At 67.7% G+C, this 19,269-nt stretch carries 18 protein-coding genes and 1 tRNA gene; 12 read left to right on the top strand and 7 right to left on the bottom strand.

What is annotated here, in order from left to right; all coding sequences use genetic code 11:
• Positions 1–98: 98 nt before the first annotated feature.
• The 4 genes from HVO_RS07725 to HVO_RS07740 are packed head-to-tail and all read left to right on the top strand — an operon-like array spanning position 99 to position 4,202.
• Positions 99–1,823: an ABC transporter substrate-binding protein gene (locus tag HVO_RS07725; RefSeq protein WP_004044307.1), complete on the top strand. Its 1,725-nt coding sequence runs from the start codon at positions 99–101 to the stop codon at positions 1,821–1,823.
• A gap of 25 nt (positions 1,824–1,848) precedes the next feature.
• Entirely contained in the window at positions 1,849–2,868 is a 1,020-nt protein-coding gene (locus HVO_RS07730; RefSeq protein WP_004044306.1) for an ABC transporter permease, read from the top strand.
• Positions 2,865–3,800 (top strand): ABC transporter permease, encoded by a 936-nt coding sequence (locus HVO_RS07735; RefSeq protein ID WP_004044305.1) that lies wholly within the window; start codon positions 2,865–2,867, stop codon positions 3,798–3,800. Before HVO_RS07730 ends, HVO_RS07735 begins: the two co-directional genes overlap by 4 nt.
• A 6-nt stretch (positions 3,801–3,806) precedes the next feature.
• The gene (locus HVO_RS07740; RefSeq protein WP_004044304.1) at positions 3,807–4,202 is read left to right on the top strand and encodes a DUF7268 family protein; all 396 of its coding nucleotides are present in this window, start codon (positions 3,807–3,809) and stop codon (positions 4,200–4,202) included.
• 23 nt (positions 4,203–4,225) lie between these two features.
• Here the strand turns inward: HVO_RS07740 and HVO_RS07745 are convergent, their stop codons facing one another.
• From HVO_RS07745 to HVO_RS07755, 3 genes are all read right to left on the bottom strand, one after another.
• Complete coding sequence (locus HVO_RS07745) at positions 4,226–6,802, bottom strand: sensor histidine kinase (protein ID WP_004044303.1); 2,577 nt, start codon at positions 6,800–6,802, stop codon at positions 4,226–4,228.
• Positions 6,799–8,253 carry an ATPase domain-containing protein gene (locus HVO_RS07750; protein ID WP_013035296.1) on the bottom strand — a complete coding sequence of 485 codons (1,455 nt, stop codon included), beginning with the start codon at positions 8,251–8,253 and terminating at the stop codon, positions 6,799–6,801. Before HVO_RS07750 ends, HVO_RS07745 begins: the two co-directional genes overlap by 4 nt.
• 152 nt (positions 8,254–8,405) lie before the next feature.
• Entirely contained in the window at positions 8,406–9,632 is a 1,227-nt protein-coding gene (locus tag HVO_RS07755; RefSeq protein WP_004044301.1) for an orc1/cdc6 family replication initiation protein, read from the bottom strand.
• Positions 9,633–10,397: 765 nt separating this feature from the next.
• Here HVO_RS07755 and HVO_RS07760 point away from each other — a divergent pair.
• Genes HVO_RS07760 through HVO_RS07775 form a run of 4 tightly spaced genes read left to right on the top strand, consistent with a single transcriptional unit; the run spans position 10,398 to position 13,688 of the window.
• Positions 10,398–11,360, top strand: a complete 963-nt coding sequence (locus HVO_RS07760; RefSeq protein WP_004044300.1) for a DUF4129 domain-containing protein — start codon at positions 10,398–10,400, stop codon at positions 11,358–11,360.
• Positions 11,357–11,929: a DUF7269 family protein gene (locus HVO_RS07765; RefSeq protein ID WP_004044299.1), complete on the top strand. Its 573-nt coding sequence runs from the start codon at positions 11,357–11,359 to the stop codon at positions 11,927–11,929. Before HVO_RS07760 ends, HVO_RS07765 begins: the two co-directional genes overlap by 4 nt.
• Positions 11,926–13,194, top strand: a complete 1,269-nt coding sequence (locus HVO_RS07770; RefSeq protein ID WP_004044298.1) for a DUF58 domain-containing protein — start codon at positions 11,926–11,928, stop codon at positions 13,192–13,194. Before HVO_RS07765 ends, HVO_RS07770 begins: the two co-directional genes overlap by 4 nt.
• Positions 13,182–13,688, top strand: coding sequence for a DUF7519 family protein (locus tag HVO_RS07775; protein WP_004044297.1), 507 nt, complete (start codon positions 13,182–13,184; stop codon positions 13,686–13,688). Before HVO_RS07770 ends, HVO_RS07775 begins: the two co-directional genes overlap by 13 nt.
• Positions 13,689–13,721: 33 nt before the next feature.
• On the opposite strand, the gene HVO_RS07780 is transcribed toward HVO_RS07775, so the two are convergent.
• The gene (locus HVO_RS07780) at positions 13,722–14,672 is read right to left on the bottom strand and encodes an AAA family ATPase (RefSeq protein ID WP_004044296.1); all 951 of its coding nucleotides are present in this window, start codon (positions 14,670–14,672) and stop codon (positions 13,722–13,724) included.
• A 198-nt stretch (positions 14,673–14,870) separates the two neighbouring features.
• On the opposite strand from HVO_RS07780, the gene HVO_RS07785 reads away from it, so the two are divergent.
• Positions 14,871–14,955: transfer RNA gene (locus HVO_RS07785), tRNA-Ser, on the top strand.
• A gap of 191 nt (positions 14,956–15,146) precedes the next feature.
• On the opposite strand, the gene bluB is transcribed toward HVO_RS07785, so the two are convergent.
• Entirely contained in the window at positions 15,147–15,803 is a 657-nt protein-coding gene (bluB, locus tag HVO_RS07790; protein WP_004044295.1) for a 5,6-dimethylbenzimidazole synthase, read from the bottom strand.
• Between the two features lie 105 nt (positions 15,804–15,908).
• Between bluB and HVO_RS20860 the strand changes: the two genes are divergently transcribed.
• Both HVO_RS20860 and HVO_RS07795 read left to right on the top strand, forming a co-directional pair.
• On the top strand, positions 15,909–16,058 hold the full coding sequence (locus tag HVO_RS20860) for a hypothetical protein (RefSeq protein ID WP_004044294.1): 150 nt from the start codon (positions 15,909–15,911) through the stop codon (positions 16,056–16,058).
• A 137-nt stretch (positions 16,059–16,195) separates the two neighbouring features.
• Positions 16,196–16,375: a hypothetical protein gene (locus HVO_RS07795; RefSeq protein WP_004044293.1), complete on the top strand. Its 180-nt coding sequence runs from the start codon at positions 16,196–16,198 to the stop codon at positions 16,373–16,375.
• A 69-nt stretch (positions 16,376–16,444) separates the two neighbouring features.
• On the opposite strand, the gene HVO_RS07800 is transcribed toward HVO_RS07795, so the two are convergent.
• Both HVO_RS07800 and HVO_RS07805 read right to left on the bottom strand, forming a co-directional pair.
• Positions 16,445–17,983 carry a (R)-citramalate synthase gene (locus HVO_RS07800; RefSeq protein WP_004044292.1) on the bottom strand — a complete coding sequence of 513 codons (1,539 nt, stop codon included), beginning with the start codon at positions 17,981–17,983 and terminating at the stop codon, positions 16,445–16,447.
• Between the two features lie 207 nt (positions 17,984–18,190).
• The gene (locus HVO_RS07805) at positions 18,191–18,538 is read right to left on the bottom strand and encodes a DUF192 domain-containing protein (RefSeq protein WP_004044291.1); all 348 of its coding nucleotides are present in this window, start codon (positions 18,536–18,538) and stop codon (positions 18,191–18,193) included.
• Positions 18,539–18,640: 102 nt separating this feature from the next.
• Between HVO_RS07805 and HVO_RS07810 the strand changes: the two genes are divergently transcribed.
• Positions 18,641–19,183 carry a DUF7097 family protein gene (locus tag HVO_RS07810; RefSeq protein WP_004044290.1) on the top strand — a complete coding sequence of 181 codons (543 nt, stop codon included), beginning with the start codon at positions 18,641–18,643 and terminating at the stop codon, positions 19,181–19,183.
• Positions 19,184–19,269 lie beyond the last annotated feature (86 nt).

Consider the following 19,269-nt stretch of genomic DNA (forward strand, 5'->3'; position numbering starts at 1 on the left):
GATTGGCTCGTGTTTTTACCGGAACAGGTCGGTGGTGTCTCTCGTTCCGTCCTTCAGCGCTTCGTTATTTTTATAGGGAGTCATTGATAGGTACACGTATGTCACAAGATGGCAATGATGTTTCGCGGCGTCGGTTCCTGACGGCCGCAGGAGCTGCTGCAGCGACGGCCGGACTCGCGGGCTGTTCCGGCGGCGGCGGTGAGGACACCACCACCGAATCCGATGAGACGACCGGTGAGGGCGAGACGGACCAGACCGAGACGGAGACCGAAGACGGCGGGTCGACGCCGGTCCTCCGCTACGGTCGCGGCAGCCACTCGCCGACGCTCGACTTCCAGAACAGCACGAGCGGCGAGGTCGCGAAGGTGACCGAACAGCTCTACGACACGCTCATCAACTTCGAGCCGGGCCAGTCGACGCTGACGCAGGGGCTCGCCACCGAGTACTCCCTGGAGGGCCAGTCGGCCTCCATCACGCTCCGCGAGGGAGTGATGTTCCACAACGGCGAGGAGTTCACGGCGGAGGACTTCGTGGCGACGTATCGCCGCTTCGTCGACAGCGACTACGAGTACTACGCCGGCGACGACTACGTCTCGGCGTACGGGCCGTTCACCCTCGGCTCGTGGATCGACGAGATTCAGGTCGACGGCGACTACTCGATGACGATTCAGCTGACCCAGTCGTACGCGCCGTTCCTGCGTAATCTGGCGATGTTCGCGGCATCGGTGCACTCCCTCGCCGCCATCGAGGAGTACGGGACGGAACTCAGTTCGAACCCCGTCGGGACGGGGCCGTTCCAGCTGAGTAACCTCGACGACGCGAACGAGCGCGTCCGCCTCGAAGCTAACTCCGAGTACTGGGGCGAGGGGCCGAACGTGGACGAGGTCGTCTTCGTCACCATCGGACAGAACTCGACGCGCGCCCAGGCGCTCGCGTCGGGCGAACTCGACATCATCGACGGACTCGGCGCGCAGTCGTCCGTCCAGGTCGAAAACGCCAGCAACGCGAACCTCGTCCGCACCGAGGGTATCAACATCGGCTACATGGCGTTCAACATGGCGAGCCGCGAGGAGTTCCGCGACCGCCGCGTCCGGCAGGCCGTCAGCCACGCCATCAACACCGAGGCCATCGTCAACGAGATTTACTCGGGCTTCGCGACGCAGGCGAGCCAGCCGCTCCCGCCGAACGTCCTCGGTCACAACGACGACATCGACCCGTACCCGTACGACCCCGAGGAGGCCCAGCGCCTCCTCGAAGAGGCCGGCTACGGTGACGGCTTCTCGTTCGAACTGGCGACGTTCCAGAACCCCCGCGGCTACAACCCGTCGCCGATTCAGACCGCCGAGACCGTCGCGTCCAACCTCGGCGAAATCGGCATCGAAGTCGACATCAACCAGCAGTCGTTCGGTCCGTTCCTCGAATACACCGCTCAGGGCCGCCACGACGCGTGTTTCCTCGGCTGGTACACCGACAACGCCGACCCGGACAACTTCATGTACGTCCTCCTGCACCCGCAGGTAGAGGAGGGCGAACTCACGGAGGGACAGGACTGGGTCAGCTTCGACGCCGAAGGCTACAACACCAGTAACCGCTCGGCGTGGGCGAACCGCGACTACATGGACCTCGTCGAACAGGGCCAGAGCACCTACGACGAGGCCGAGCGCGAGTCGCTGTACAACGAGGCGAACCAGATCGCACACGACGAAGCCCCGTGGGTCTACCTCGACTACGCCGACGAGCTTCGTGGCGTCTCCAACCGCGTCAGCGGGTTCCAGATCGCCGCCATCAGCGGTCCGTACCTCAACCTGGTCAGCCTGAACTGAGGCACTGACCGCGCCTTCGACTTTCATGATTTCCACACGATTCGTACTCAAGCGGCTGCTGTTGCTCGTCCCGGTGTTGGTGGGAGTGGCGTCGCTCGTCTTCTCCATCCTGCATCTCTCGCCGGGCGACCCGGCGCTCACCATCGCGGGCGAACGCGCCAGCGAGGAGTTCGTCCGGCAGGTCGAAGAGAGCCTCGGCCTGAACGACCCCATCTGGGTGCAGTACGGGCGGTTCCTCGCCGATGCCGCGCAGTTCCAGTTCGGCGAGTCGTTCATCATCCAGCGGAACACCACGGTCCGCGAGGTGCTCGCCAACAAGCTGCCGGTCACGCTCGAACTCGCTCTCTACGGGCAGCTCATCGGCATCTCGCTGGGCATCCCGCTCGGCATCCTGAGCGCCGTCAAGCAGGACAGCATCACAGACCACCTGACTCGCATCGGTGCGCTCGCCGGTATCAGCGTGCCCATCTTCTGGAGCGGCCCGCTTCTCATCTTGCTGTTCGCGCAGGTGCTCGGATGGCTCCCGACGAGCGGTCGCATCTCGGTGCTGTACAACGTCGAGGCCATCCGAGTGACGGGCCTCGTCACGGTCGACACGTTCCTCGCGGGCAACTGGGATATGTTCGTCTCCGCGGTCCGCCACATGATTCTCCCGGCGTCGGTCATCGGCGTCTACTCGATGGCGCTCATCTCCCGGATGATGCGCTCGTCGATGCTGGAGGTCATCCGGCAGGACTACATGCGGACCGCCCGCGCGAAGGGCCAAGGCGCGAAGATTACGGTCCTGAAGCACGGCTTCCGCAACGCGATGATTCCCGTCATCACGGTCATCGGCATCCAGTTCGGTGGCCTGCTCGGCGGCGCAGTACTCACGGAGACGGTGTTCGCTATCGGCGGCATCGGGACGCTCCTGGTCGAGGCCATCAAGGTCGGTGACTACCCCATCGTACAGGGGACGGTCCTGACCTTCGCGTTCCTGTTCACGCTGGTCAACCTCGGCGTCGACATCACCTACTCCATCCTTGACCCGCGGATCGAACAATGAGCACGGAATCCACGACCACGAACGAGACGGCGACCGACGTCGACCAACGCGGGCTCGTCGACCGCCTCACGGCGTCGCCGTTCGTCTCCCGACTGCTGTCGAACCGCCTCGCACTCGCCGGTATCGCCATCATCGTCGCGATGGTGGTCATCGCGCTGTACGCGCGGCTGTTCTTGGACCTCGAAGTCATCACGCAGTCGCAGCTCGGGACGAACCCGAACCGCGCCCCGCCGAGTCTCGACTACCCGTTCGGCACCGACGGACAGGCGCGGAGCCTCCTGCCGCGGGTGGCGTACGGCGCGTGGTACGCGATGCTGTTCGGCACCGTCACGGTCGCCGCCTCGACCGTCCTCGGCGTCGGGCTCGGCATCGTCGCGGCCTACTACGGCGACGTGACCGACAACGTCATCATGCGGACGATGGACGTGCTGCTCGCGTTCCCGTCGCTGCTGTTGGCGCTGGCGCTCGTCGCCATCTTCCCCGACGACCTCGGTCTGTGGCGAGCGGTCGCCGCGCTGACGCTCGTCTACACGCCGCGGTTCGCCCGCGTCGTCCGCGGGGCCGCGCTGACCGTGCTCGAAAACGAGTACATCGACGCGACGGTCGCGCTCGGCGCGGCCGACCCGCGCGTGCTGGTTCGGCACGTCCTGCCGAACTGCCTCGCGCCCATCACGGTCCAGAGCACGCTCAACTTCGGGCTGGCTATCATCGACCTCGCGGCGCTGTCGTTCCTCGGCTTCGGTGCCGCGGCGGGCACGCCCTCGTGGGGGCTCATGCTCTCGAACGGCGTGAGTCAGGGCCTGCTCACCGGCGTCTGGTGGTGGTCGTTCTTCCCCGGGTTCTTCCTCGCGCTCACGGTGCTGGGGTTCAACCTCCTCGGCGACGGCATGCGCGACGCGCTGGACCCGCGGATGCGCGAAGCGGTCGACTAACCGACCGTGTCCGCGCCACCGGACCCGACGGACGCGGCGTCGCCCCCCGTGCTCGAACGGGCGGCGACTCGCCTCCGACTCGTCGGCACGGCGGCCCTCGCGGGCGCGCTCGCCGTCGCCGTCTGGCTGGTCGCTCGGCTGGTCGTCGGTGACTTCTCGGCGAGCGTCGAGACGACGTTCGCGGTCGGCTCGCTCGCGTTCGGGTTCGGGCTCCTCGGCTGGTCCGGGGCGGTCGCGCTCGGTCGCGGCATCGAGTCGATGCAGGCGCACCTCGACACCGGGGCGGGCTGGACGGAAGCGGACGCTCGCCGGGCGATGGCCCGAGTTCTCGGGTTCGGACTCGGCGTGATGCTCGGGGCGACGGCGGTCGGTTCGGTCGCCTCTGTTTTCGTCGCCGCCTGAGCCGGCCGAACGCAGACTCGGACTCAGGCTTTCGGCAGGCGAAGCTCGATAATCGTCCCGCTCGGTTCGTTGTCTCTGATTTCCATCGTGCCGTTGCTGTTCGTCACCGTCCAGCGGACGAACCAGAGACCGAGCCCGTTCGTGTGCCGAAGCGGCGACTCCCGCCCGGACATGAGCGATTCGCGTTCGAGCGCGGGGAGCCCCGGCCCGTTGTCCGCGATTCGAACCGTCACTTGCTCCGCACCGTCGGCCTCGGCGACAGAGAGTTCGATTTCGACGTCGTCACCGCCGTAGGCGACGGCGTTGTCGACGAGTTCGTTCACCGCGAGTTCGAACGTCGCGTGCGCCAACGCTCGCACGTTCTCCGGCGCGTCGACGGTGATGGTCACCCCGGGGTAGCTGAGCTGAGCGCCTTCGACCACGCTGCGGACGCGGTCGGCAACGTTCTGCGGTTGCACCCGCTCGGTCACGTCGGGGTCGAGCGCGGAGCTGAACTTTCGTGCCGTCTCGGCGATTGAGAGGAGTTCGTCCGCCGCCCGCTCGATGGCCGCCGCCGACTCGCGCACGTCGGCGTCGTCGGCGGCTTCGAGCAGCATCGCCGCGTGCGCCTGCGCGATGTTCATCTTGTTCCGGAGGTTGTGTCTGATGACGCGGTCGAGGACCGAAAGCCGCCGCTCGCGCTCCCGGAGTTCGGTCACGTCGCGGCCGACGCAGACGATGCCGTCGAACTCGCCGCCCGACGACTTCGCCGCGATGGTCGTCTGGAACTGTCGCTCAGCGCCGCCTCGGTCGACGACGACCGTCTCGATGGTCTCCTCGGCGCTATCCCCCGAGAGAAGCGACGCGATAGCCTCTAAGAGCGCCTGGGCGTGTCGCTCGCCGAACACCGCCGAGACGTGTTCGCCCGTGAGTTCGCCGGGGTCACAGTCCAGCAGGTCGGCGGTCGCGCTGTTCGCGAGGACGAACCGGAGATTGTCGTCGAGCGTGTGAATCGGGTCGGCCGTCGTCTCGACGATGCGCTCGTACCGCTCTAACTCCTCGGAGCGGGCCTTTCGCTCGGTGATGTCTTGGACGGTCCCGCGGTAGACGGCGGCGTCGGTCTCTCGCGCCGCGACGCCGCGGACGTTCACCCAGCGCGTCTCGCCGTCCATCGTCTCCAGTCGGCACTCGACTGACTGCTCTTCCCCGGTCGCAACGAGACGTCCGAACGCCGCCCGGGCCTCGGGTTCGTCCTCGGGATGGTAGAACGCGAACGCCTCTTCGAGGTCGAAGGTCTCCCGCGAATCGACGCCGACGAGTTCCGCGAGTCCGCTCGTGAACAGGACCTCCCCGGTCCGTGTGTTGAACTCCCACGCGCCGACCGAGGCGATTTTCTGACTCTGGTCGAACAGGTCGAGCAGTCGTTCGCGGTCGCGCTGCTGGCGCTTCACTTCGGTCACGTCCTCGATGACGGCAATCACACCGATGCACTCCCCGCCGCTTCCAGTCAGGGACGCGGCGTTGACGACGACCCACCGGCGGTCGCCGCCGACTTCGATGCCGTGTTCGAAGCCCTTGACGGTCTCACCGGCCTCTCTCGCCCGTTCGAAGGGGAGCCCACCGCGGTCGAGTGGCTCTCCGCGCTCGCCGACGAGTTCCCACTCGGGGGCGTCGTACGGCTGTCCGAGCACGACTGACCGGCCCAGACCGAGAATCTCTTGGGCCGACTCGTTGGCGCGCATGATTATCTCGTCTTCGTTGAGGACCACGATACCGACCGGACTCGTCTCGAAGAGCTGTTTGAGCGTTTGCGTCTCGTTGACGAGTTGGTTCCTGAGCGCGTGGCGGACGGTCGCGTCGGTCTGGAACCCGACGAAGTGGGTGAGCTCCCCGTCGTCGTAGACCGGCGATATCTTCAGGTCGTTCCAGAACGGCGTTCCGTCCTTCCGGTAGTTCGTGAGGCCGACGGCGGCGCTCTCGCCAGCGTCGACCGCCTCGTGGAGCGTCTCGACCGCCTCGGGGTCGGTGTCGTCCCCTTGGAGGAATCGACAGTTCCGGCCGATGACCTCCGAGCGGTCGTAGCCGGTCATCTCCTCGAAGGCGTCGTTGACGTACGTGAGCGGTTGGTCGTCGTCGGCTTCGGTGATGGTGATGCCGACCGTCGCGCTGTCCATCGCCCGGCGGTACAGCGCGAGTTGGAGCGACTGCCGTCGGGTCTGGAGAAGCGACTCGACCCGCGACCGGATGACTGCGCTCGGTGCGGGGACCGCGAGCACGTCGTCCGGCACGTCGTCGAGTCGCCGTGCGGCGACGCGCTGTTCGTCTTGCGTGACCGTCAACAGCACCGGCACGAAGCGGTCGCCGGCGTCGGCTTTGCGTTCGTCGAGCGCGTCGGCAACCGCCGAGTACGTCGCCATATCGACGATACAGAGGTCGAACTCCGGAAGTTGGGGTTCATCCTCGCGGCCGCGTTCCCAGACGACGACTTCGTGCGCGTCGAGGAGGCCCGCCAGTAGCTCGCGGTCCCGAGCGCCGCGAACCGCGAGGAGTATCCGTTCCTCGTCGGACGCGTCACGCGCGGAGCGCGCTCCGTTCCGGGACGCGTCTTCGCTCACGGTCACTCGGCCTCGTTCCACGTCGGCGTCCCCGTGAGGATGCCCCGTAGCTCGTCGAGCGGTTCGCCGACGGTGATGCCGTCCCTCCCGATTTCGAACGACCGGAGCGTCGGCTCGAAGCCGCCGAACCGCTTTTTGAGGACGCCGACGGCCTTGCGAATCTCGCCGCGCACCTCGATGTAGCGGATGAACAGGATGTTGTCCGCGAGGTAGCTCACGTGGTTGTCCGAGGCGTGGAACGCGCCGGTGACCTGCTGTACCTCCTCGGTCAGCACGACGGTGACGCCCATGTTCTTGAGGTACCGCGCCAGCGCGTGGAGTTCGCGGCGGATGTCGCTCCGCTCGTCGGTAAGGCTGAGTTGGTAGCCCGCGGTACCGTCTATCAGCACGAATTTGGTGTCGTTGGCTTCGACCTCGGCGCGCACCCGCTGGGCGAACTCGTCGGTCGAAAGCGAGAGCGGTTCGACGGCGTCGACCCGGAGGTTCCCGGAGTCGACGAGATCGTCTATCGGGATGCCGACGGACTCGGAGCGGTGTCGGAAGCTCCGTTTGCTCTCCTCGAACAGATAGACTGCGGCGCGCTCGCCGCGTTCGGCGGTCGCCCGCGCGAACGCGGCTCCGGTGGTGGACTTACCGACGCCGCTCGGGCCGCTGACGAGCGTGATGCTCCCCCGCTCGATGCCGCCGCCGAGCAGGGCGTCGAGGTCGTCGATGCCCGACGAGAGCGGCTCGATAGTGAACTCGTGGTGGTGCGAGTCGGGGACGAGCCGCGGGAAGACGCGCATCCCGTGACCGCCGTCGATTCGCATGGCGTGCGGCCCCGTCTGCGAGTCCGAGCCGCGGAACTTCTCGATGCGGACCGACCGCCCCCAATCGGACCGAGACAGCGATATCGACCCGTCGCAGAGGTACGCGAGCGTCTCGTCGGTGCCGCCGCTCGACGGCTGGCTCGTGAACAGCGTCGTCGCACCCGACCGCTTGAGATAGCTCAGGAGCGACGAGACGAGCCGGCGGAACTGGTATTCGTCCGACGAGAGCCGACCGAGTTGGCTCAGCGGGTCGATGACGACTCTGTCGGGGTGGTGTTCTTCGATTACCTCTTTCAGTTCGGTCGTCGTGGATTTCCCTTCGACCTCGCTCGGCGACAGCATCGTGTAGGCCTCGTCGTCGAGGAACGCCTCGGGCGACGGGCTTAGGTCGAGAACCGGCACCTCGGAGAGGTCGAACCCGAGCGTTCCGGCGTTCGCCCGGAGGTCGGCGTTCGACTCCTCGAAGGAGATGAACAGCACGTCCTCGTCGTTTTCGCGCCCGGCGGTCAAGAAGTGGTAGCCGGCGATGGCCTTTCCCGCCCCGGATTCTCCGCGGACCATGTACGTTCGGTTCGGCACTAGCCCGCCGTCTAGTACCGCGTCGAGTCCGGAGACTCCCGTGGAGAGTCGCGGGGGGAGATTCGTCATACCGTACACATCTGTCCGGCGCACCAAGAAACTACCACCGCCTCGAACTGCCGCGTCTCGGAGCATCACATCCCGGGCACCACGCCCGGAGCACCACATCCCGTGACACACTACCTCGGCACGCCGATTCGGGGGACTGCGTCGCCGTGGGGTCAGGCGGCCTCGGCCTGCGTCGCGGTCTTCCGAATCTCGTCGAGGACCGAGTCGAGAGCGAGCACGTCGGACAGCGCCTCCATCGCGCTGGAGAACGGCACGTCGAGCGCGTAGCTGTAATAGTTCCCGCGCGAACCGGTTCGGTTCTCCTCGGCCGAGAGGATGCCGAGCATCCGGAGGTCCGAGAGGTGGTTGTGGACCGACCGCTGGGCGAGCGGGTCGATGCCGGCGGAGTTACACAGTCGGAGGTACTCCTGATAGAGGTCGCGCATCCGACACGGCGTCTCGTCGTGGGCGGCCTTCGAGACGACCGCGAGGAGGGCGAAGTGGCCGTTTTCGGTGAGTTCGCGCATCCCCTCGACGACGCGCTCCTGTTCGAGTTTCTGCCGGGCGATGTCGACGTGGTCGAGCGTGATTCGCTCGTCGTCTTTGTTCTCGGCGTGTTCGCCCGCCAGCCGCAGGAGGTCGAGCGCCTGCCGCGCGCTCCCGCTGTCGCGGGCGGCGAGCGCCGCACAGAGGTTGAGCACGCCCTCCTCGCAGGCGTCTTCTGCGATGGCGACCTCAGCGCGCGATTCGAGGATGTTCTGGAGCTCAGGCGCTTGGTACGGCGGGAAGTGGAGTTCGCGCTCGCAGAGCGTGTCCTGCACGCGCGGGTCGAGTTGGTCGTGGAACTTGAAGTCGTTCGAGATGCCGATGAGGCCGACCTTGGCGTCTTCGAGCTTGCCGTTCGAGCGCGCCCGCGGGAGTTCGTAGAGGAGCTCGTCGCGGTCGCCGATGGAGTCGACTTCGTCGAGGACGATGAGCACCGTCCCGCCCACGTCGTCCAACTCCTGAAACAACTTCTTGAAGACGGTCTGTTGGGGGTAGCCGGTCGAGCTAATCACCGCACCGGGCGGCCGAAGCTCGTTGACGAGTTCGACCGCCACCTGATACGAGGAGTTGAGCGTCTTGCAGTTGATGGAGATGACGCTGAGGTCCACGTCGTCGTACTGCGAGACATCTTCGAGGAGCATTTCCAGAAGGAACTCGGTGACTGCGGTCTTCCCCACGCCGGTGTTTCCGTACAGGAAGACGTTGTTCGGCTCCCAGCCGTCGACGACCGGTTGGAGCGCGTCCATGTACTCCGAAATCTCGTCGTCGCGCTCCTCGATGCGCTCGGGCTTGTAGGACTCCCCGAGGGCGTCCTTGTTGGTGAAGACGTTTTGTTTTCGCTCGAACCGGCGCATTAGCGTCGGTCCGTTGTAGCGTCCCCTTATTTAAAACCCCGATTTCATCTGATTCATGTGAATTGTGACGACGACGGTGTCGCCGGAGTCAGACCGCGTGTTCTCGTCTGGAACCGCCGTCTCTCGGTTGATGCTTGCTCACCCTATACTGTCCCATGTTATTGTATTTCGTGGGTCATGTGAACTCGTTTGAACAGACACACACCATGTTTGCAAGTGAAAGAGAGTACGCGAGAGTAGCTAGTAGAACAACAGAGCATGTGTTCAACTAAAGCGTTGACATATTTCGGTGCTCACGGTGTACGTCTCGGTGGGATGCGTCTCCCGTTAACGAGGCGTAGACGGCCTCAATCGGAGTGAATCACCTGCAATGGTGGTGGGTGACGCGCGACGAGTCCCGTTCGAGGTTCACTTGCACCGGTGCTCTCCCCGCGCAGTCGCCGGTCCCACCCCCTCCGCGGCGTCACCGCGCTTCACGTGCAACGGTGGTGTCTGTGGGTACGCCGCGACCCATCGCTTCCCCGCCAATTCACTTGCAAACGTGGTGTGTGGGTGTCGGACCGCGGCTTTCGCGTTCCGCCGCGGCGACCCATTCACTTGTACGGCCGGTCTGTCCAGCCGCGTCGTCTGTGACCCTTCGGCACCACCGACACGGCGCGACCGACGCTCCGCTCGACTCGACTGGTCGACGGGGTGACAGTCGTCCCGCCGGCGACGGCCCCGCCCCTCGAAATGTCTTTACCTCGGATGCTGTTACCTACCCCCGTGGACCGTTCCGCCCTCCGCGCGCTCGCACTGGCCCTCCTCGCGGTCGTCGCCCTCTCGGTCGTCGCCGCCACCATCGATTCGACCGTCGTCTCAAGCGGCGGCCCAGTCGGCTTCGGTGGCGGCGAGACCGGCGGCGCGGTCGCTGGAGACACAGACGAGACCGGCACCCAACCGTCCGGTGATTCGTCCGGCAGTCTCAGCATCCCGACGCCGTGTTTCCCGTGGTTGCTCTCACCCGGAGTCCTCGCGGTCGTCGCCCTCGTCTTCGTCCTCCTCGGCGCGTACGCCTACCGGGAGACCGGCTCTCTGCTTCCGCCCCTCGCAATCTTCGCGGCGGTCGGGCCGCCGGTCGTCCTGCTTTTCGCCCTCCTCACGGGATGTCGCCGCGAGTTCTCGTTTTCGTCTCGTGCCGCGGCCGCCGCGCGAAACGTGTCGTTTCTCCCCGCCGGCGGCGGTGGTAGTCTCGGCCAAGGCGGGAACGCGGCGCAGAGCGTCTCACCGCCCACGGTGCTGTTCGGCCTCTTGCTCGCCGTCGCCCTCGCCGTCGCGGCCTTCATGCTCGTCACCGGGACCGGCGACTCGCCCGCGGCCGACGACGAAGTCACCCCCGCCGACGAGGACGAGGGGTCGAACGTCGCCGCCGTCGGACGGGCCGCCGGGGCCGCGGCCCAGCGCATCGAAGACGGCGACGCCGACGTCGAAAACGAAGTGTTCCGCGCGTGGGGTGAGATGACCGCGCTCCTCGACGTGCCGAACCGTCGCGCTGCGACGCCCGCCGAGTTCGCCCACTCGGCCGTCGACGCCGGGATGGACCGCGACGACGTGGACGACCTGACGACGCTGTTCGAGGAAGTCCGATACGGCGGCTTCGAGGCGACGCCGGAGCGGGAGCGTCGGGCGGTCGACGCGCTCAGAAGCATCGAACGCGCCTACGCCGACTCACCGGAGGGCGACCGATGACGCTGACGCGTCGGCTGTTCTTGCTCGTCGGCGTCGTCGCCACGACCGCCGGACTTGCGGTCGTCGCAGGCGTCTCCTTCGGCCTCGAACTGACGGATATCTTCCTCGGACTCGTCGCGGCGCTCGCGGCGCTCCAGGGGCTTCGGTACGTCCAGCGCCGCCGCGATACGCCCTCGAACACCACGGTTACCGACGACCCGGAAGCGCGGATTTCGGTCCCGGTGCCCGGAGCCGACTTCGACGACGACCTCGTGTCTGCGATGGGTCAGGGCACCCGCTGGGCCGCCCGCGAGCGCGTCGTCGACCGCCTCGAAACGCGGGCCAAGGAGGCGCTCGTCGCCAGCGGCGGTCACGCTCCCGAGGAAGCGGCCGCGCTCCTCAAAACCGGCGGGTGGACCGACGACCCGGTCGCCGCGCGCTTTCTCGGCGCGTCCGTCTCGATTCCGCTCCGACAGCGCGTCCGCCTGTTTCTGTCCGGCCGGTCGTCGCTCACCGACCGCGCCGAACGAGCCGTCGCCGCGATAGAACAAGTCGGCACTACCGACGGCCCCGCGGGTGAGCGCCGATGAGTCGCGGGTTCGACACCGAACGCTGGACCGGCCTCGACGGCCTCGTCCTCGTGGCGGCCGCCGCGGGCGTGTTCACCCGCGAATCGTCGCTGCTCCTCGCGGCCGGCCTCGGCGTGGTCGTCCTCGGTTACGTCCGGGTCGCGGCGATTCCCGAGGTGTCGCTCCGAATCGAGCGCGACCTCTCGGACGCGACGCCCGACCCCGACGACGAGGTCGAAGTCACGCTCCGCGTCACCAACGAGGGGTCCAGCACGCTGTTCGACCTCCGCGTCGTCGACGGCGTGCCGCCGGCGCTCGGCGTCGTCGACGGTTCCGCCCGACTGGGGACGGCGCTTCGACCGGGCGCAACCACGACCGCGACGTATACGGTCACGGCCGTCCGCGGCGAGCATTCGTGGGACGAGACGGTCGTCGTCGTCCGCGACCCGAGCGGGGCCGTCGAGTCCCGCGAGACGGTCGACGCCGAGACGACGCTCCGGTGTGAGCCCGAGCTCGCCGCGACCGCCGACCTGCCGCTTCGGGGCCTCACCTCGAAGTACGCCGGCCGCGTCGAGACCGACGTGCCGGGGTCGGGACTGGAGTTCGCCTCCATCCGCGAGTACCGCCACGGCGACCCGATTCGGCGCATCGACTGGAACCGCCGCGCCCGCACGGGCGAACTCGCCACGGTGGAGTTCAGAGAGGAGCGCGCGGCGTCCGTCGTCCTCGTCGTCGACACCCGGTCTGAGGCGCACGTCGCCCCCGACGACGAGGGGGAGACCGCGGCCGAGCGCTCCGTGGACGCCGCGAGCGTCGCCTTCTCGGCACTCCTCGACGGCGGCGACAGCGTCGGCGTCGCCGCGTTCGGCCCCGACGAGTGCTGGCTCGCCCCCTCGTCGGGCGTCGACCACCGCGCCCGCGCCCGCCGGCTGTTCGCGACCCACCCGGCGTTCGCGCCGACGCCGCCGGACGGGGCCTTTTTCACCTCCGTGGCCGTGCGCCGACTCCGGCGTCGACTCGCCAGCGACGCGCAGGTCATCTTCTGCTCGCCGCTCGTGGACGACTACGGCGTCTCGGTCGCCCGCCGGTTGGAGGCCTACGGCCACGCCGTGACGGTCGTCTCGCCGGACCCGACGACGACATCGACCGTCGGCGCGCGACTCGCGCGCATCGAGCGCGACCTGCGGCTCCGCGAACTCCGGCGCAGCGGCCTCCGCGTCGTCGACTGGGGTGACGAGTCCCTCGGTGTCGCGCTCGCGCGGGCCGAAGCGGGGTGGTCGCGGTGAGCGAAATCACCCGCCAGCCGACCCGGACGGGGACCGCACTGGCGCTGTCGGCCGCCGGATTCGCCATCCTCGCGCTCGGCTTCACCACCTCGACGGCGGCGGTCGGCGGCCTCGCCGCGACGGTCGCGCTCGCCGCCGGACTGGTCCGCGGCTCGCGGCGCATCGTCGACGCCGCGGGCGGGCTGTTCTTCCTCTCGCTTCTCTTCGCGGGCGCGAGCGGGGCCGGGACGGAGGCGCTTCTGCTCGCCGCGGTCGGGTCGATACTCGCGTGGGACCTCGCGGACAACGCGCGCTCCGTCGGCGCACACCTCGGCCGCGAGACCGACACGCTCCGGCTCGAACTCGTCCACGCGGCGGCGACGCTCGTCGTGCTCGCGGTCGGCGCGGCCGTCGTCTACGGCGCTGACCGGGCGGCCGCCGGCGGCCAGCCCATCACGGCCGTCGTCTTACTGCTGGTCGGCGTCGTCGCGCTCGTGGCGGTCGTGGCGCGCTGAGCCGTGTCCGCTCCACGCCTCACGCCTCCCGCCTTACTCCAGCGTCGGCACGGTCACTCGACCGAGCACGTCGTCGACGACGTCCGATTTCCGCACGTCTTCGACCCGCGCGTCCGGCGTCAGGACGAGGCGGTGAGCGAGCACGGACTGCGCGACGCGCTTTACGTCGTCGGGCGTGACGAACTCGCGGCCCTCGATGACGGCGCGGGCGCGGGTCGCCTCGAACAGCCGTTGGGTCCCGCGGGGGGAGACGCCGATGCGGACCCGGCGGTCGGTTCGGGTCTCCCGCGCGAGCTTCGCCATGTATTCGAGCAGGTCGTCCTCGACGCGGACCGATTCGGGCGCGCGGCGGATGGCGGCGACGGCGTCGCGGTCGAGGACGCGCTCGACGCTCGGGCTCTGATCGCTCCGGCCCGCACGCCGGTGGAGGAGTTCGACCTCGCCGTCGAGGTCGGGGTAGCCGATGGCCGATTTCACGACGAACCGGTCGACCTGCGCCTCGGGGAGGGTGAACGTCCCCTCCTGTTCGACGGGATTCTGCGTCGCGATGACGAAGAAGGGGCTCGGGAGCTGGTGTGTCTCGCCGTCGACGGTCACCTGTCCTTCCTCCATCGCTTCGAGGAGGGCGGCCTGCGTCTTCGGCGGCGCGCGGTTGATTTCGTCGGCGAGGACGACGTTGGCGAAGATTGGCCCCGGCGAGAACTCGAAGGTCCGCTCGCGCTCGTCGTAGATGTTCGTCCCGGTCACGTCGGCGGGAAGCAGGTCCGGGGTGAACTGCACGCGGGAAAACGACAGCCCGAGCGCGGTGGCGACGCTCCGCGCGGTGAGCGTCTTTCCGGTTCCCGGAACGTCTTCGAGGAGGACGTGGCCGCGGGCGAGGACGCCCGTCAGGACGGTTTCGAGGAAGGCTCGGTCGGCGATGACGGCCTCCGAGATGGCGTCGAGCACCTCGGAGCACGTCTCGCTGGCCGTGTCGATGTCCATACACCACCCGGGTCTGCGTGCGACTTATTCCCATTGGTCGGTGGCGCTCTGGTCGGTCGCTCGTCGGTCGTCGACTCCGCCCGTCCCGCCCGGACGCAGTTGGGCCAGAGACCCGCCGACCGCATCCGTGTGACTCTCCGCCGCGGCCCTCGGAAATCGAAACGGATTAAACTATCCGCGAGAGAGGCAACAATGGAAGCCGAGGTAGCCTAGCCCGGCCAAGGCGGTAGATTCGAAATCTACTGTCCATTCGGACACGTGAGTTCAAATCTCACCCTCGGCGCTTCTTCCGAACGTCACCCCGCGAGAGACGCTCGTGTCTCTCGCCCCGCGTGACGAGGCTGTGCGACGACCCGAGATTTGAACCAGCGAGCGAACGCAGTGAGCGAGTGAGGTTCAAATCTCACCCTCGGCGCTTCTCGCGGCCACAACGTTCCGAGCGGCGCGTCTCGTCGCGCCGCGACTCCGATTCTCTCAGTCCGACGTAGACTCCCACTCTCCCCAGTGAACGAGTTCGCTCGTGTCGATGCGCTCGCGCCAGCCCTCTCGTTGGAGGACCGGCTCCTCGGGAAAGCCGTCCTCGGGATAGCCGACGCAGAGATACGCAATCGGCTCGACGTGGTGCGGAATCCCGAGTACTTCGCGGACCTCGTGGGGGTAGAGAAACGACACCCAGCCGACGCCGACGCCCTCGGCCCGCGCGGCCAGCCAGAGGTTCTGCACGGCGAGACACGTCGAGTAGGCGTCCATCGCCTGCATCGTGTTGCGCCCGAGGACGTGCGGGGCGTCCCGCGTCGGGTCGCACGTGACGCAGACGTTCACCGGGGCGTCGGTGATGCCTTCCAGCTTCAACCGACCGAACTCCGACTTTCGAGGCTCTCGATAGCCCTCGCGGGCCGCCGCAATCGCACGCTCCGCGATGGACGCGACGGCTGCTTTCGTCTCGTCGTCCTCGACGACGACGAAATCCCACGGCTGCGAGAAGCCGACGCTCGGGGCGTGATGCGCGGCATCGAGCAGTCGCGCCAGCGTCTCCTCGGACACTGGATCGTCGCTGAACCGCCTGATGTCCCGCCGTGCGTAAATCGACTTGTACACGCCCGACCGCTCGCGCTCCGTGAACCCAACCATCGTTTCGATAGTCCTGACTGGCTCGCAAATCGGTTCTGATACGCCCGACGGAGCGCGCTTCACGCCACCAAAACAGTTACTAATTAGACACGAATGCCGGTCAGTATGGACACCGCGCTCAAATACAGACTCGACGTCATCATCGCCCTCCTGTTTTTGGTCGTGCTCATCGAGAGTTACCGGGTTGCCGGCTACTTCGGCGCAGCGTTCGTCGTGGTCGTCACCATCGTTCTCGTCGCCTTCGCGCCGGAGTGAGCGCTTCGAGACGCTTGCTTCGAGTGTCGTCCTCGCGTAAGGTGTGCGACACCGTGGCACGGGGCCGTGCAGTCCCTCGATTTCACTTTCACTCTCCTAGGATTCGATACATATCCCCTGCCCGCGTCAGCGAGGGTATGAGTGCGAACGCAGCAAGCGCGGACACGAGCGAACGGGACGGGACGCGACGCATCGACGTGACGACGGTCCGGACCGGCCGCGTCGCCGACTTCGCGGAGACGGAGCTCGGCGACGACGCTATCGGGTTCGAGCGCCGCGGCGGCTGGACCTACCTCGTCGCCAAAGGGACGCGGTAGTCCGGGTTCGGATTCAGTCGTCCCGGGAGCGGGAGAAAAACGCGGCCGCGACGCGACAGGGTCGTCTTCTCAGTCGTCGGCCGACGCGGGCGTCGGCGACGTGTGGTTCGGCGCGAGCAGTCGGTCGAGCGCGTCCACCATCGCCTGGACGCTCGCCCGCGTGATGTCGGCGTGCGACGCCGCGACGGAGACGCTTCGGTCGCCGAGCGACATCGTCACCTCGACGGTCACGACGGCGTCGGTGCCGCCGGTGATGGCGTCGACGTGGTACTCGTCGAGTTGGGCGTCGGCGTCGGGGCCGAGCGCCTCGCGGACGGCCTTCACCGCGGCGTCGACCGGGCCGGACCCGGTGCCGGAGGCGACGCGTTCCTCGCCCTCGACGCGGAGGCGGACGCTCGCGGTCGGCGTGCCGCCGCCCGAGGCGGCCGTGAGGTCGAGTAGTTCGACCTGTCGGGCGCGCTCGCGGCCCTGAACGTCCTCTGCGAACGCGAGGAGGTCGGCGTCGGTGACGCGCTTGCCGCGGTCCCCGAGTTCCTTCACGCGCTCGACGACGGCCGCGACTTCCTCGTCGGTGGCGTCGACGCCGTGTTCGTCCAGCGCGGCCTTGACGCCGGCGCGCCCGGCGTGTTTCCCGAGGACGAGGCGGCGCTCGCGGCCGACCGTCTCCGGCGGGTACGGCTCGTACATCGCGTCGTCCTTGAGCGTCCCGTCGGTGTGGATGCCGCTCTCGTGGGTGAAGGCGTTCTGGCCGACGACCGCCTTGTTCGGCGGGAGCGAGACGCCCGTGGCCTGTGCGACCTTCTGGGCGAGCGCGTACAGTTCGTCGAGCTTCACCGACTCCACGTCGTAGCAGTGGTCGAGCGCGATGGCGACCTCTTCGAGCGCGACGTTGCCGGCGCGCTCGCCGATGCCGTTGACCGTGGTGTGGACGAGGTCCGCGCCCGCGGCGAGGCTGGCGTGGACGTTCGCCATCGCGAGGCCGAGGTCGTCGTGGGTGTGCGTCGAGGTCGGGCCAAGCTCGGAGAGTCGGGAGACGACCTCGTAGGTGTGTTCGGGGCTCGTGTGGCCGACCGTATCGGCGAAACAGAAGCGGTCGGCGCCGGCGTCGTGGCTGGCGCGCGCGAGCGATTCGAGGAACTCCGGGGCGGCCCGCGAACCGTCCTCGCCGATGACCTCGACCCAGAGGCCGTGGTCCTTGGCGTAGGCGACGAGTTCGTCGGTCGTCTCGACGACGTCCTCGCGGGTCGTCCCGACTTTCGACTCGACGTGTCGGTCGCTCGCCGGCACGACGAGCGTGACGCCGTCGACGTCGCAGTCGAGCGCGAGGTCGACGTCGTTCTTGACGCCGCGGGCGAAGCTCGTCACCGTCGCGTCGAGGCCGAGCGACGTGACGCGCTTTATCGTCTCGCGCTCGCCGGGGCCGGTGCAGGCGCTCCCGGCTTCGATGTAATCGACCTCCGCGCGGTCGAGCGCGCGGGCGATGTCGGCCTTCTGGGTCGGCGTCAGCGAGACCCCGGGGGCCTGCTCACCGTCGCGGAGCGTGGTGTCTAAGAGCTGTACTGAATCAGAAGTGCGTAGCTCGGGGGTCTTCCCGAATCGTTCGTTCACGGTAGAATCGTGTCCCTGTGGGTTAGAACCGTCGAATTTCACAGCCAGCCGTCTCGCGACGACTTACTCTATCCTCCGTCGGTGTGGTAGGTTCCGACATAGTAGTTGAACACATTTGTCGATGAAGGGATAAAAGAGATGGTTCCGACAGAAATTGGTGTCTCTCCGGGGACCGCGCTGGACGAGCGTTGCTTCGAGACCGTCGAGTCACTCCGCAATCTCGACCAGGTCGCCGGGTTCGACGCCGTCGGCCGCGCCCGCGGGGAGTTCGACGACGGTGTCGGCCATCCCGAAGCCGATACCCGTCCACGCCGACAGCCGCTTTTTCTTCGTCACCTCGTCGCCGACGAGCCAGAGCGCGTCGATGTCGAACGGGACGAACACCATGTGGAGGCTGTGGCGGTCGGCGTCGTCGAACCGGAAGACGAGGGCGTAGTCGTCCGGGACGGAGCCGCGGAACATCAGCCCGCGCGCCTGCGAGAGAAACGAGTCGGCCGTCTCGACGTTCGACGCGAGGGTCGATTGGGCTCCGTTCTGTCGGTGAACGAGTCTCACGACGCCGGCTTCGACGGCGGGCGTGATGAATCCACCGCCGGGCCGTCGGTTCGTCCGCCGTTGAGAGCAACGTTTAGGCCCGCCCCGCCCCGAACGCGCCCCATGGAGCGGACGCCGACAGGGACGCCCGTGGGAGTCGACGACCCCTACGACCACGCCGGCCGCTGCGACCACCTCACGAGCGACGCCGCGTGCCGCCTCGCCCGCGAGTACGCCGACCGCGACCCGGCGTTCGCCCGCGAGCGCGCCCGAGCGGACTACGACTGCGTCGCGGCCGCGGAGGGCTGTGACTTCCGCGACTGCCCGCACTACGCCTCGACGACGAGCGGCCGCGAGTGCGTCCGCTGCGGCCTCGAAGAGGTCCGCATGGCCCACGATTCGACCGCTCGCCCGCTCCTCGAAGCACACCACCTCTCGTACGGCGGCCGCGGCGGTGACGGCAGCGGCGACGGCGACGAACCATCCCACGAAATCACGGTCGCGCTGTGTCGGTGGTGTCACACGAAGGTCCACAAGTCGTTCGCCCGCATCGACGACGACGCCGCCCCGGACGTCGAAGCCATTGCCGAGCGGGAGGGCCGCCGGACGAAGGAACTCGACGAACTCGGGTTCCAGACGGCGCGGGACCGCGCCGGCGACGAGTGAGTCGCGACCCGACCGCCCCGACGCGCCAATCTGATGCACGGATACGCGCATCTCGACCGTTCTTCGATTGACTTTTAGGCACGCTG

It is taken from the genome of Haloferax volcanii DS2 (assembly GCF_000025685.1).
GTDB classification, from domain to species: Archaea; Halobacteriota; Halobacteria; order Halobacteriales; family Haloferacaceae; genus Haloferax; species Haloferax volcanii.